Annotated in this window: 14 protein-coding genes; 5 read left to right on the top strand and 9 right to left on the bottom strand. The window is 70.6% G+C overall.

Features of this window, described 5'->3' with window-relative positions; translation table 11 throughout:
• Positions 1-14 precede the first annotated feature (14 nt).
• From Q673_RS28015 to Q673_RS27980, 8 genes are all read right to left on the bottom strand, one after another.
• Entirely contained in the window at positions 15-668 is a 654-nt protein-coding gene (locus Q673_RS28015; protein ID WP_023006022.1) for an amino acid ABC transporter permease, read from the bottom strand.
• Between the two features lie 22 nt (positions 669-690).
• Positions 691-1,347, bottom strand: a complete 657-nt coding sequence (locus Q673_RS28010; RefSeq protein WP_023006021.1) for an amino acid ABC transporter permease — start codon at positions 1,345-1,347, stop codon at positions 691-693.
• An 81-nt stretch (positions 1,348-1,428) separates the two neighbouring features.
• Positions 1,429-2,232, bottom strand: a complete 804-nt coding sequence (locus Q673_RS28005; protein ID WP_235048507.1) for a transporter substrate-binding domain-containing protein — start codon at positions 2,230-2,232, stop codon at positions 1,429-1,431.
• Between the two features lie 165 nt (positions 2,233-2,397).
• The gene (locus tag Q673_RS28000; RefSeq protein ID WP_023006019.1) at positions 2,398-3,588 is read right to left on the bottom strand and encodes an acetyl-CoA C-acyltransferase; all 1,191 of its coding nucleotides are present in this window, start codon (positions 3,586-3,588) and stop codon (positions 2,398-2,400) included.
• Positions 3,585-4,868 carry an ArgE/DapE family deacylase gene (locus Q673_RS27995; RefSeq protein WP_023006018.1) on the bottom strand — a complete coding sequence of 428 codons (1,284 nt, stop codon included), beginning with the start codon at positions 4,866-4,868 and terminating at the stop codon, positions 3,585-3,587. Before Q673_RS27995 ends, Q673_RS28000 begins: the two co-directional genes overlap by 4 nt.
• On the bottom strand, positions 4,868-5,521 hold the full coding sequence (locus Q673_RS27990) for a 3-oxoacid CoA-transferase subunit B (protein ID WP_023006017.1): 654 nt from the start codon (positions 5,519-5,521) through the stop codon (positions 4,868-4,870). The genes Q673_RS27995 and Q673_RS27990 overlap by 1 nt, the downstream gene beginning before the upstream one ends.
• Complete coding sequence (locus Q673_RS27985) at positions 5,511-6,212, bottom strand: CoA transferase subunit A (RefSeq protein WP_023006016.1); 702 nt, start codon at positions 6,210-6,212, stop codon at positions 5,511-5,513. Before Q673_RS27985 ends, Q673_RS27990 begins: the two co-directional genes overlap by 11 nt.
• Complete coding sequence (locus Q673_RS27980) at positions 6,209-7,576, bottom strand: aminotransferase family protein (RefSeq protein ID WP_023006015.1); 1,368 nt, start codon at positions 7,574-7,576, stop codon at positions 6,209-6,211. The genes Q673_RS27985 and Q673_RS27980 overlap by 4 nt, the downstream gene beginning before the upstream one ends.
• Positions 7,577-7,692: 116 nt before the next feature.
• On the opposite strand from Q673_RS27980, the gene Q673_RS27975 reads away from it, so the two are divergent.
• From Q673_RS27975 to Q673_RS27955, 5 genes are all read left to right on the top strand, one after another.
• Entirely contained in the window at positions 7,693-8,601 is a 909-nt protein-coding gene (locus tag Q673_RS27975) for a LysR family transcriptional regulator (protein ID WP_023006014.1), read from the top strand.
• A 120-nt stretch (positions 8,602-8,721) separates the two neighbouring features.
• Positions 8,722-9,684, top strand: coding sequence for an ABC transporter substrate-binding protein (locus Q673_RS27970; protein WP_023006013.1), 963 nt, complete (start codon positions 8,722-8,724; stop codon positions 9,682-9,684).
• A 47-nt stretch (positions 9,685-9,731) separates the two neighbouring features.
• Complete coding sequence (locus Q673_RS27965; RefSeq protein WP_023006012.1) at positions 9,732-10,613, top strand: ABC transporter permease; 882 nt, start codon at positions 9,732-9,734, stop codon at positions 10,611-10,613.
• Positions 10,610-11,404: an ABC transporter ATP-binding protein gene (locus Q673_RS27960; RefSeq protein ID WP_023006011.1), complete on the top strand. Its 795-nt coding sequence runs from the start codon at positions 10,610-10,612 to the stop codon at positions 11,402-11,404. Before Q673_RS27965 ends, Q673_RS27960 begins: the two co-directional genes overlap by 4 nt.
• A gap of 11 nt (positions 11,405-11,415) precedes the next feature.
• Positions 11,416-12,459: a histone deacetylase family protein gene (locus Q673_RS27955; RefSeq protein WP_023006010.1), complete on the top strand. Its 1,044-nt coding sequence runs from the start codon at positions 11,416-11,418 to the stop codon at positions 12,457-12,459.
• Positions 12,460-12,471: 12 nt separating this feature from the next.
• Here the strand turns inward: Q673_RS27955 and Q673_RS27950 are convergent, their stop codons facing one another.
• On the bottom strand, positions 12,472-13,437 hold the full coding sequence (locus Q673_RS27950) for a DNA-binding protein (protein WP_023006009.1): 966 nt from the start codon (positions 13,435-13,437) through the stop codon (positions 12,472-12,474).
• Between the last annotated feature and the right edge of the window lie 75 nt (positions 13,438-13,512).

Below are 13,512 nucleotides of genomic sequence, written 5' to 3'. Positions count from 1 at the left end.
CTCGTGGGTAGGGGTTAGCGACGGTAGGCGGCGCGGCGCTCGATCCACGACTGGCCGGCCTCCATCATCAGGTTGATCAGGTAGTAGATCACCGCGATGGTGATGTAGAACTCGAAGGGCCGGAAGGTGATGCTGATGGCGTACTGGGAGACGTACACCAGCTCGCCGATGCCGATGGCGGAGAGCACCGAGATGTCTTTCACCATGATGATCATGTTGTTGCTGAGCTGCGGCAGGGCCCGGTAGAAGGCCTGGGGCAGGATGACGTAGCGCAGCGTCCTCAGGTGGCCGAAGCCCAGCGAGCGCGACGCCTCGTACTGGCCGTGCGAGACCGAGCGGATGGTGGCCATGAAGATGTCGGCGTTGTAGGCCATGTAGTGGAAGCCAAGCCCCAGGATGCCCACCACGATGGCCGGGATCAGGATCAGCTCGCCGAGGCCGAAGTAGAGGAAGTAGAGCTGCAGCAGCAGCGGGGTGGTCATGAACAGCCAGATGAAGAAGCGCAGCGGCCAGTTCACCGCCTTGCGGGTGTAGAGCGAGATCACCGCCACCAGCTGGCCGCCGAGGATCGACAGCAATGCGACCGCCAGGCCGATCAGCAGGGTGACGCCCACCCCCTTGAGCAGGGTGGGGAAGTAGTCGATGACGGGAGTGAAGTCGAATTCCATGAGCGTGTCCTGAGGTAGCGCCTTACCGGAAGGTGTAGCGGGTGGCCCGGCGATAGAGGAACTCGACCATGCCCATGACGGCGTAGATGATCACGATGTACATCAGCGCACTGAGGGTGAAGACCTCGAGGGGCTTGTAGGTGGAGCCGATCAGGCGCTGCGCCTGGTAGGTGAGTTCGACCACCGAGATGATCGAGACCAGCGAGGAGTTCTTGACCAGGATGATGGCGAGTACCCCGATGGAGCGGATCATCAGGCCGGCCGCCTGGGGCAGGATGATGTAGCGCAGCGTGGCCAGGCGCCCGAAGCCCAGGGAGCGCGAGGCCTCGTTCTGGCCGCTCTCCACCGATTCGATGGCGCCGCGCATGGCCTCGCTCATGTAGGCGCCGATGTTGAAGGCACCCACCACCACCCCGCAGGTGAAGGGATCCAGGCGCAGGCCGAGCGCCGGGCCGCCGTAGAACACCAGCAGCAGCTGCACGAAGTAGGGGGTACCGCGCACCACGCTGATATAGGCGCGGGCCAGCCAGCGCGGCGGCGGCAGGCGGGCGGTCCGCATGACCACCAGCGCCGCGGCGATGAAGAAGCCGAAGAACAGGGCGCGGGCGGAAATGTCGACGGTGACCCACGCCGCCTTCACCAGCAGCGGCGTGATGTCGATCATCAGGTTGAAGTCCATGGTCCTGTGACCCTGCGTTGGGAGTGTCGTGGCGGGTCGAGGCGGAGAGGCCCCGGCCGGACGACGGCCGGGGCCCGAGCCTCAGTTGAAGTCGACGCCTGGGCCGATCCAGGTGTCGACGATCTCCTGGTAGGTGCCGTCGGCGCGGATCTCGGCCAGTGCCTCGTTGAGCGCGGCCTTGAGCTGCGGTGAGCCCTTCTGGACCGCGATGGCGGCCGGGAAGCGGGGCAGATCGCCGACGTCGACCTGCTTGATCGGCAGGTCGTCCTCGGTGAGCGCCACGTAGACCGGGATGTCGTCGGCCACCATCACGTCGATGCGCCCGGTGGTGAGGGCGTTGAGCATGTCCGGCAGCCCCTGGAAGGTCTGGTTGCGCCAGCGCCCCTCGGCCTTCTCGGTGGCCCACTGGTTGCCGGTCTCGCCGAGCGTCGAGCCGACCCGCTTGCCCTCGAAGTCGGCGATGCTGGCGACATCGTCGGTCTCCTCCCGCACCCAGATGGAGAGGCCGGAGCTGTAGTAGGGGTCGGTGAAGTCGACCGCCTTCTGGCGCTCCTCGGTGGCGCTCATGCTGCAGATGCAGGCGTCGAAGCGACCGCCGGCCAGGGCGGCGACGATGCCGTTCCAGGGCGAGGTCTGGATGTTGACCTCGACACCCATCTTCTCGGCCAGGGCCTCGGCGATGTCGACGTCGAAGCCGACCAGCTCACCGTCGGTGTTGACGAAGCTGAAGGGCGGGTAGGCGCCGGAGTTGGCGACCTGGAACACATCCTCCTGGATGGCCGGGAGGTCCCGCGCCTGGGCGGGTAGGGTGGCGAGAGTGACGGCGCCCAGCAGGGCCAGGGTGCCGACGAGAGGGCGAACAAGGCGGTTGTTGTGCATTGTCATGTTCGATACCTGCTTGTTGTCATGGGTGGGTGTCGGCTCGGGTGAGCCTCTTCGGGGGCACGGGACGCAGGGGCGTCCCGCGACGAAGCAGTGACTGACGGTGATGACCTCCTGTCCCGGCAGCGAAGCGTTACTTTCGAAACTAGCAGGCGCCGCGGATGCCTGTCATACCCGCTCCAGGAGCACGGCGATGCCCTGGCCGCCGCCGATGCAGGCGGCCGCGCAGCCGTAGCGCCCCCCGCGGACGTGGAGAATGCGTGCCAGGGTGCCGGCCAGGCGGATGCCGGTGGCGCCCAGCGGGTGGCCCAGCGCCAGGGCGCCGCCCCAGACGTTGACTCGCTCGGGGTCCAGCCCCAGTTCCTCCATGGCGTGCAGCGGCACCGCGGCGAAGGCCTCGTTGATCTCCCAGGCGTCGATCGCCTCGGCGGTGAGGCCGGCCTGTTTCAGCACCCGCCCGATGGCGGCGGCGGCGCCTTCGCCCATCCGTTCCGGGGCGACCCCGATATCGGCCACGTCCACCACTCGGGCCAGGGGCGCGACGCCGTGGCGCGCCAGGGCGTGCTCGGACATCAGCAGGGCGGCGGCGGCCCCGGAGGTGAGCGGCGAGCTGTTGCCGGCGGTTACGCGGCCGCCGGCCTGGAAGACCGGGTCGAGGCCGGCGAGGCGCTCGGCGCTGGTGTCGCCGCGGATGGTGGCGTCCTGGGCCACCCGGTCGCCCGCGGCGTTGGCCAGGGCGAGGCGCTCGCCGTCGAAGCGTCCCGCGGCCTCGGCCGCCGCGGCCCGCTGGTGCGAGGCCAGGGCGAAGGCGTCCATGGCCTGGCGCTCGATGCCCGCGGCCTCGGCCAGGCGCTCCGCGGTAATGCCCATGTTCAGGGCCACGTCGAGCTCCAGCCAGGGGGCTTCCTGGAGGGCGGCGGGGCTGGTCAGTACGCCCGCCTGGAACAGCGCCGGTCCCATGGGCACCCGGGTCATGTTCTCGAAGCCCCCGGCGAGGCCTACCTCGATGGCCCCGGCCTGGATCTCCCGGGCGGTGCCGCGCAGGGCGGCGAGCCCCGAGCCGCACTGCTGGTCGATCTGGCGGGTGGCGCAGCCGCGGCCCCGCGCGCCCAGGCGTTCGGCGAGCCACAGCGGGTAGCGGCCGCCGAAGCTCCACTGCTCCTTGACCGGCAGGGCGCAGCCCACGCTCAGGTCTTCGACGGCGGCGCCGTCGAGGTCCTGGCGTTCGAGCAGCGCGTCGATCACCCCGGCCAACAGGGCGTCGCCGCGGGTATCGGCCCAGGCGTCCACCTCCGGCTTGCGGGGATGGGCGCGGCTGAAGGCGCTGCGGGCGTAGTCGGCCAGATAGGCGTCTCTCATGCGCCGGGCTCCTCTTGGGTGGCCTGCCGTCCCCAGCGGTGGAGGAACAGCGCGTAGGTGGTCAGCACCTGGCGGATGGAGGCGATGTCGACGCACTCGTCCACGCCATGGATGCGCTCGGCCACCGGGCCGTAGCAGGTGCCGTTGATGCCGCCCGCGACGTGGAAGGCCCGCAGGTCGGTGGTGCAGGTGGAGAGGTAGTGGGCCGGCGGCTCGCCGAGCAGCGCCTCGTGGCACGCCGAGAGCAGCCGGATGCCCGGGGTGTCCAGCTCGACCAGGTGCCCCTCGGAGCGGAAGCCGTGGAAGCTCACCCGCGGCGGCGGGGTGGCGTCGTCGAGCTCGGCGTGGCGGGCGGCGATCGCCTCGCGCACCCGTGCCATGGCGTCGTCCGGGGACATGCCCGGGGGGAAGCCGACCCGTCCCTCGAGCACGGCATGGGCCGGCACGCTGGAGGCCCAGTTGCCCCCCTCGATCCGGCCGATGCTGAGGTTGAAGGGGTGGGGGTGGTCCGCGTAGGGCGCCGGGCGCGGCAGGGCGTTGACCTCCTCCTCAAGGGCCTTGAGTGCCGGCAGGTAGAGCTGCAGGGTCTCGATGGCGTTGCGGCCGGCGGACGTATCCAGCACATGGGCGGGCAGGCCCTCTAGATAGAGCCGGAACCACAGTACCCCCACCTGGCCGCTGTAGATCCGGGCGCCGAAGGGCTCGGGGATCAGCACGAAGTCGCCGCCGTAGCCCTGGTGCAGGCAGGCCAGGGCGCCGTTGCCGGTGCACTCCTCCTCGATCACCGTCTGCAGGGTCAGCGGGAAGTCGATGCTCGCTCCGGCCCGGCGCACCGCCGCCACCGCCATCACCATGGCGGCGATGCCGGCCTTCATGTCGCCGGCGCCGCGGCCATAGAGCCAGCCGTCCTGCTCCCAGGGCTCCCAGGGCGGGCGGGTCCACATGTCGGTGGGCTCGGCGGGCACCACGTCCAGGTGGCCGTTGAACACCAGGTGCGGGCCCTCGGCCTCGGGGTTGAGCCGCGACACCAGGTTGTAGCGCCCGGCATTGTCCCACTCGGTGGGGGCGCGGTGCGGGTGGTCGGCGAAGCCCGGGGCATCCAGCGGTACCCGGTCCAGCGGCAGGTCGAGCCGTGCGAACCACGCCTCCATGGTGTCCAGCGCCCCCTGCTCCTGGCCCAGCACGCTGTAGCCGCGCACCAAGTCGCGGGTCAGCGCCAGGGTGTCGTCCATCAGCGCCTCGCAGGCCTCGACGATGCGTGTCTCGGTGGCGTCCAGCATCAGAACCTCCCCAGCCGTGATCTATCGATGAGCAGCGGCGCCTCGGTGGCTGCCTCAAGGTCCGCGGGGTCGAGCCCCTCGGCGATCTCCACCACGGCGAGTCCCTCCGCGGTCACGTCCATCACCGCCTTGTCGGTGATGATGCGCGACACGCAGCCGCTGGCGGTGAGCGGCAGGCGGCAGCGCGCCAGGATCTTGGGGTTGCCCTGCTTGTCGTTGTGGGAGCAGAGCACCACCAGCCGCCTGACCTTCTGGGCCAGCTCCATGGCGCCGCCGATGCCCGGCGAGAACTTGCCGGGGATCTTCCAGTTGGCCAGGTTGCCGGCGGCATCCACCTCGAAGGCGCCCATGAAGGTGATGTCGACCCGGCTGCGCCGGATCATGGCGAAGGAGGTGGCGCTGTCGAAGACGCTGGCCCCGGGGCGGGTGGTGATGTAGGCCCCGCCGGCGTCGATCATGTCGTGGTCCGGCGGCTCGCCCTCGCGCCGCGGGCGGCAGCCCAGCACGCCGTTCTCCGAGTGCACCAGCACCTCCAGGTCGTCGGGCAGGTGGTAGAAGAGGCGGGTCGGCAGGCCGATGCCGAGGTTGACGATCTGGCCGGGAAGCACCTCCCGGGCGGCCCGAGCCAGGATGCGCTGGGTATCAGAGGCCATGGGGGCGCACTCCCTGTTCGCTGGTGGCACGCTCGACCTGCACCACCCGGCTGACGAAGGCGCAGGGGGTGTGGATGGCGTCGATAGGCAGCTCGCCCGGGGCGTCGAGGCGATAGGCCTGGGCGATCACCTGGTCCGCGGCCATGGCCATCAGCGGGTTGAAGTTGCCGGCGGTGGCGCGATAGATCAGGTTGCCGTAGCGGTCGGCCCGCTCGGCATGCACCAGGGCGACGTCGGCGTGCAGGGCGGGCTCGATGGCCCAGTGCCGGCCGTCGAGCTCGAGCTCCCGGCGCCCGACGGCGATCTCGGTACCCAGGCCGATGTCGGTGAGAAAGCCCCCGTGGCCGGCGCCGGCGCAGCGGATCTTCTCGGCGAGCAGCCCCTGGGGGTGGAAGCTCACCTCGAGCCGCCCGGCGTTCATCGCCTCGATGGCGGTGCGGTTGAGGCCCAGGTGCGAGGTGATCAGGCGCCGCACGCGGCCGGCCTCGATCAGCCGGCCGATGCCGATGCCGGGTTCGTTGGCGTCGTTCTTGATCAGGGTGAGCCCGCCCTGGCCGCTGGCGAGCAGGGCGTCGAGCAGCGCGAAGGGGGTGCCCGGCGAGCCGAAGCCACCCACCATGATGGTGGCGCCCTCGGGGATGTCGGCCACCGCCGCCTCGATATCGCACACCTTCTGGTCGAGTCGTGTCATGAGGGGCGCGCCTCCGTCGTGGGGACCGTCAGGGTGTCATCCGCCTCCAGCGAGCGCTCGAAGCGTGCCATGGCACGCCCCAGCCGCTCGAGCAGCAGCGCCACCTCGTCGGCGGCGATGGTCAGCGGCGGGGTGACCAGGAAGTGGTCGCCGGCGACGCCATCCAGGGTGCGGCGGGGGTAGACCAGCAGCCCCTCCTCCCGGGCCAGGGCGGTGATCTGGGCGAAGCGCTGCTGCTCGGCGGGGAAGGGCTCGCGGGTCATCGGATCCGCCACCAGCTCTACCCCCCACAGCAGGCCCAGGCCGCGCACGTCGCCCACCCAGGGGTGGCGTTCGGCGAGGGAGCGCAGGCCGGCGCCGAGCTCTGCCCCCCGCGCCCGGGCGTTCTCCAGCAGGTCATCGCGGCGGATCGCCTCGATCACGGCCAGCGCGGTGGCACAGGCCAGCGGGTTGCCGGCGTAGGTGTGGCCGTGCTGGAAGCCGCCGCTCTCCATCACCGCCGTGACGATGTCGTCGCGGGCGAGCAGGGCGCCCACCGGGTAGTAGCCGGCACCCAGCCCCTTGGCGGTGGCCAGCAGGTCGGGGGGCACGCCATAGTGCTGGTAAGCGAACCAGGTGCCGGTGCGGCCCACGCCGGTGAGCACCTCGTCGAGGATCAGCAGGCAGCCGAGCTCGTCGCACAGCGTACGCATGCCCTTGAGGTAGCGCTCGCCGAGCAGCCGGGCGCCGGTGCTGGCGCCGCCGATGGGCTCCAGCACCACGCCGATCAGGGTCTCGGGCCCGGCGGCCTCCATGGCCGCCCGGGTCTCGGCCAGCACCCGGTCGATGTGGGCCTCGTCGCTGGCATCGCTATGGCGGTAGAGGTCCGGCCCCGGCACCTTGAGCGAGGCGTGGGTCAGCTCGGCGAAGGGGGCCTCCAGGGGGTGATAGCCGGTGACGCCCAGCGCCCCCAGGGTGCTGCCATGGTAGGAGGGGCGCAGCGAGACGAAGCGCCGGCGTTGCGGCTCGCCGGTGGCGACGACGTACTGTCTGGCCAGCTTGAGGGCCGACTCCACGGCCTCGGAGCCGCCGGAGACGAAGAACACCTTCTGCAGGGCGCCGCCGGTGAGTTCCACCAGGGCACGTCCCAGCGCCAGCGCCGGGGGATTCTCGAACTGAGTGCGATAGGTGAAGGCGACGCGGTCGAGCTGGGCCAGCATGGCGTCACGGACGTCCTGACGGCCATGGCCCAGGTTGCAGCAGATGGCGCCGGCGCAGCCATCGAGGTAGTCCTTGCCCTGGGTGTCCCAGAGGGTGATGCCCTGGCCGTGGCTGACCTCCGGCAGGTCGGTGCCACCCTGATAGAAGAGGGGGGATGCGGTCATCCTGGTGCCCTGATGGTTGTTGTTGAGAAGGCGTGTGTCGGATGAGGTCAGTCTAGGTAGTCGCTCCAGGATATTTCAATATATGATATTTAAAGCCAATTCGATGAGTTGAAGTCATGGCAGATGTCTCCCTCCACTCGCTCAAGGCGCTGGCCGTCTTCAAGACCCTGTTCGAGGCGGGCAGCGCCTCCCAGGCGGCGCGCACCCTGGGCATGACGCAGTCCGGGGTCAGCCGCTCGCTGGCCAGGCTCGAGGAGGACCTGGGCCTGAGCCTCTACCATCGCGAGAAGAACCGCCTGGTGGCCACGCCGGAGGCCGGCGAGCTCTACGACGAGATCCTGCGCCTGATGGGCAACATCGAGGAGCTGCGCCACAGCGTCCTGGCGCTCAAGGAGTTCGGCACCTCGCGGCTGCGCATCGCGGCGATCCCCGGTCTCTCCTTCGGCTTCGTGCCGCGCCTGGTGGCGTCGCTGCTGGAGAACCGTCGTTTCAGCGTGAGCCTCGACATGATGGCCAGCCATGAGGTGCAGGCGGCGGTGGAGTCCAGCCACGCCGATATCGGCTTCATCACCCTGCCGGCCACCTCGCCCCAGCTGAACGTCGAGGCGCTGCTCACCACCCAGGCGGTCTGCCTGCTGCCGGCGTCACACCCCCTGGCGGCGCAGGACGCGGTGGACGTCACGGCGCTGGCCGACCAGCACCTGGTGATCAGCAACCAGCCGAGCCTCGCCAGCAACCCCCTGCTGGAGCTGCTGACCCAGCACGGGGTGCGCATCGCCGGCAAGACCGAGGCCAACATCGGCACCATCACGGCGCTGGTGGCCGGCGGCGCGGGCATCACGGTGATGAACCCCATCACCGTCCACGACCAGCTGGGGTGCCACGCGGGGGTGGTGGTGCGCCCCTTCACGCCGGTCATGGGCTTCGACTTCGGCCTGGTCTATCGCCACGAGTGGCGTGACTCCCGGGTGCTGGCCTTCCTGCGCGACCGTGGCCGGGAGCTGCTGGCGGACTATTCTCCCTGAGCCGTCGGGTAGGGGAAGGGGTGGGAAAACGGTCGTTCGTTGGCAGGACGTATTGGCCACGGCAGGGAAGCGCGCTAAGGTGCAGGCTCGTTATCTACTCCACAAGAACGAGGGAACACCATGATGCGGCGTCGAATCCTCTCCGCGGTGCTGGGCTCCATGCTGATGGCCGGGGTGGCCCAGGCCGAGACCGTCAACCTGGGCATCACCCAGATCGTCGAGCATCCGGCGCTGGATGCCAGCCGCCAGGGGGCGCTGGACGAGCTGGCCGAGCGCGGCTACGTCGAGGGCGAGAACCTCGCGATCGACTTCCAGAACGCCCAGGGCAATCCCACCATCGCCGCCCAGATCGCCCGCAAGTTCGCTGGCGAGCGCCCCGACATGGTGCTGGCGATCAGCACACCCTCGGCCCAGGCCGCGGCCGCGGCGCTGCAGGACGACACCCCCATCGTCTTCACCGCGGTCACCGACCCGCTGCTGGCCAAGCTGGTGAGCGACATGGACGCCCCCGGCGGCCACATCACCGGCGTGGTCGACGCGCCGCCGCTCCAGGCCCAGCTGCAGCTGATCCGCGACATGTTCCCCGAGGCCGAGCGGCTCGGCGTCCTCTACAACCCCGGCGAGGCCAACTCCGTCTCCCAGGCCGAGAAGCTCCAGGCCATGGCCCCCGAGCTCGGCTTCGAGCTGGTCGAGGTGACCGCCTCGCGCACCTCCGAGGTGATGGGCGCGGCACGCAGCCTGGCCGGTCGCGTCGACGCCATCTACGTGCCGGTGGACAACACCGTGGTCTCCGCCCTCGAGAGCGTGCTCAAGGTGAGCTACGACGCCGACATCCCGGTGTTCACCGGCGACAACTCCTCGGTGGAGCGTGGCGCCCTGGCCTCGCTGGGCTTCAGCTACTACGACATGGGCCGCCAGACCGGCGCGATGATGGCGCGCATCCTGGACGGCGAGAAGGCCGGCGACCTGCCGGTGGGCACCGTGGAGAAGCTGGAGCTGATCCTCAACCGCGGCGCCGCCGAACAGATCGGCTACGAGATCCCGGCCGAGTTCGAGGAGCAGGCGGTCGAGATCGTCGACTGAGGCATGTCACCGGGGAGGGGTGACCCTCCCCGTCACGGAAAGCATTCATGAGTCTTATCGCGTTTCTCGGGGCCATCGAGCTTGGCCTCATCTTCGGTTTCGTCGCCCTTGGCGTCTATCTCTCCTTCCGCGTCCTCGACTTCCCCGACCTCACCGTCGACGGCAGCTTCCCGCTGGGCGCCGCCGTCGCGGCGGTATGGATCGTCGGCGGGGGCAACCCCTGGGTGGGCACCGCCCTGGCCGTGGTCGCCGGCGGCATGGCCGGCATCGTCACCGCCTGGATGGCGGTGAAGCTCAAGATCCTCAACCTGCTGGCGTCGATCCTGTCGATGATCGCGCTCTACTCCATCAACCTGCGGGTGATGGGGCGGCCCAACATCGCCCTGCTCACCGAGAGCACCATCTTCACCCCGCTGGAGTCGCTGCCGCTGAGCCGCTACATCGTCTATCCGCTGGCGATCCTGGCGGGGCTGGCGGTGGTCACCGCGCTGCTCAACCGCTTCCTCAACAGCGAGGTGGGCCTGGCGATGCGCGCCACCGGCGAGAACGCGCGCATGGCCTCGGGCAACGGCATCAACACCTCAGTGATGGTGTTGGCCGGCATGGCGCTCTCCAACGCCCTGGTGGCACTGGGTGGGGCGCTGTTCGCCCAGAGCCAGGGCAGCGCCGACGTGACCATGGGCGTGGGCACCATCGTGGTGGGGCTGGCGGCGGTGATCGGCGGGCAGTCGCTGATCCCCGGGCGCACCATCCTGGTGGCCACCCTGGCCTGCATCTTCGGTTCCATCCTCTACCGCCTGATGGTGGCGGTGGCCCTCAACGCCGACTTCATCGGTCTGCAGGCCCAGGACCTCAACCTGGTCACCGCGCTGCTGGTCGGCTTCGCGCTGGTGCTGCCGCGGTTCAAACGCAGGAGGCGCGCCGCATGATCGAGCTCCACGACATCCACGTCACCTTCAATCCCGGCACGCCGCTGGAGAACCATGTCCTCAAGGGCATCGACCTGACCATCGACGAGGGCGAGTTCGTCACCGTGATCGGCGGCAACGGCGCCGGCAAGTCGACCCTGCTCAACGTGCTGGCCGGCGAGATCATCGCCCAGCCCGGGCGGGTGCTGATCGGTGGCCGCGACGTCACCCGGCTGCCCGCCTTCCGGCGCGCCGACCTGGTGGCACGGGTCTATCAGGACCCGCTGGCCGGTACCTGCGGCACCCTCACCCTCGAGGAGAACATGGCCCTGGCCTTCGCCCGCGGGCGGCGCCGTCGCCTGGGGCGGGCGCTGGACGGCGCGCTGCGTCGCCGCCTGCGGGACAACCTGGCGCGGCTGGGCCTGGGGCTGGAGGATCGCCTCCACGACAGCATCGGCCTGCTCTCCGGCGGCCAGCGCCAGGCGGTCAGCCTGCTGATGGCGGCGCTGCAGCCTATGGAGATCCTGCTCCTCGACGAGCACACCGCGGCGCTGGACCCGCGCATCGCCAGCTTCGTGCTGGAGCTCTCTGCCGACATCATCCGCGAGCAGCGCCTCACCGCCCTGATGGTCACCCACAGCATGCGCCAGGCGCTGGACGTGGGGCACCGCACCATCATGATGGACCAGGGCGAGGTGGCCTTCGACGTCCGGGGCGAGGAGCGCGCGGGCCTCGACGTGCCGGACCTGCTCAAGCTCTTCGAGCGCGCCCGGGGCGGCCAGGTCGACGACGACTCGCTGCTGCTGGGCTGAGGGGAGACACCATGCGTATCGTACATTCCGAGACCACCAAGGCCCGGCGCGCTCGCACCGAGCTCGATGGCGGCCAGCTGGTGCCGCCCTGGGAGTGCCCGGAGCGGGTCGACATGATCCTGGCCGGCCTGCGCCGGGCGGGGTTCACCGAGGTGGTGGCCCCAGCCGAGCATGGCCTGGCGCCGGTACTGGCGGTGCACGACGCCGACTACGTCGACTTCCTGGCGAGCTGCTGGGACGACTGGCGTGCGCTGGGCCGCGAGGGCGAGGCGATCGCCTGGATCTGGCCCACCCGCACCATGCCGGGGCGGCGCATCCCGCGCTGTGTCGATGGGCGCCTGGGCCACTACGCCCTGGGCGCCGACACCTCGATCTGCGCGGGGACCTTCGAGGCCGCCATGGCCAGCAAGGACGTGGCGCTCTCGGCGCTGGAGCATGTCCTGACCGACGGCGGGCCGGCCTTCGGGCTGTGTCGCCCGCCGGGCCACCACGCTGCGGTCGACCAGTTCGGCGGCTACTGCTTCTTCAACAACGCCGCCGTGGCCGCCCAGCGGGCGCTGGCGTCGGGCCTCTCCCGGGTGGCGATCCTCGATGTGGACTTCCACCACGGCAACGGCACCCAGCAGATCTTCGAGGCGCGCAGCGACGTGCTGTTCGTGTCGATCCACGGCGACCCCATGACCTGCTTCCCTTACTTCATGGGTCACGCCGACGAGGTGGGCGAGGGCGAGGGGGCGGGCTATACCGTCAACTACCCGCTGCCCGAGGGCACCGGCGCCGAGGTGTGGTTCCACGTGCTGGAGGCCGCCAAGGCGCGCATCGCCGAGGCGGGCTGCGAGCTGCTCATCGTCTCGCTGGGCGTGGACACCTTCGAGGGTGACCCGATCAGCGCCTTCCGGCTCGCCGGCGAAGACTTCCTCGAGATGGGGCGGCGCCTGGCGGGGGCCGGGTTGCCCACCCTCTTCCTGATGGAGGGGGGCTATGCGGTGGCGGAGATCGGCACCAACGTGGCCAACGTGCTGACCGGCTTCGAGCAGGGCGCGCGGGGGGCGTGACGGCGGGCGGGACTAGTCCCGCTCGCCCGGGGAGCGCATGCCGCGCTGGCGCTGCTGCACCTGCATGGCGTCCATGCGTGACTTGAGGGCGTTCTGGGTCGCCTGCAGCGCCTCGGCGCGGATCTCCGCCTTGGTGGCGCGCTGGGCGGCCTCCTGGGCCTGCTTCTGCGCCTCCTGCTTGGCCCGCTCCACGGCATCCAGGCGCGCCTTCTGCTCGGCGCGCATCTCGGTGACCTCCTGGCGCTGGCGGGCACGCTCCTCCTGCATCTCGCGCTTGAGCTGGCCGATCTGCTCGGCCTTCTCGCGGGCCTGTTCCAGGGCGCCGTCGCGCTGGCTCTCGGCCACCGCCTGGGCGCGCTCGGCCTTGATGCGCTCCTCCTCGACGGCGCGGGTCTCGCGCTCGGCGGTCAGCCGCGCCTGCTGCGCCTCCTCCAGCTGCTCCCGCAGCAGCGCCACCTGCTGGCGCTGCTGGATCAGCTCCTCCTGGGCCTGCCGGGCCAGCTGCCGTTCCTGTTCCAGGTCGTCGCGCAGGGTGTCGCGCTCGGCCCGGAGGGCGTCACGCTGCTCCCGGGCCTCGCGACTCTCCCGCTCGACCAGGGCCAGCCGGCTCTCCAGCTCGGCGTTGCGGCGCTCCAGGCCCTCGCCGGACTCGGCCAGGGTGGTGGCGTCGGCGCGGGCCTCCTCGGCCAGGCGCCGCCCCTCGGCGAGGCCGGCCTCGCCGCGACGCGCCAGCTCGCGCTCCAGGGCCTCGAGCAGCGACTCGGGCAGCCGCGCCGGGGTGGGCTCGGGGGCGGGGCGGGCATCGCGCCAGGCGCCCAGATGGCGCTGGACCAGGTGGGGCGAGCCGCCCCCCAGCAGCTCGAGGACCCGGTGCAGGGTCGGCTCGGCACCGCGGTGTTCGAGGTTCTCGGCGGCGGCCGCCACCTGTTCGTAGCGTATCGGCGCGCCGGCGCCGGGGGTGTCGGATGCGTGGCTCATGGCGTCGTCCCTGTGTTGGCCGCTCTGAACGGCCCAGCCTAGCATAGCGCCCGGCGCTGGGAAGTGGCGTTCGCT

The organism is Halomonas sp. PBN3, assembly GCF_000475415.1.
Taxonomy (GTDB): domain Bacteria; phylum Pseudomonadota; class Gammaproteobacteria; order Pseudomonadales; family Halomonadaceae; genus Halomonas; species Halomonas shengliensis.
This window is presented reverse-complemented; position numbering and strand designations above follow the sequence as displayed.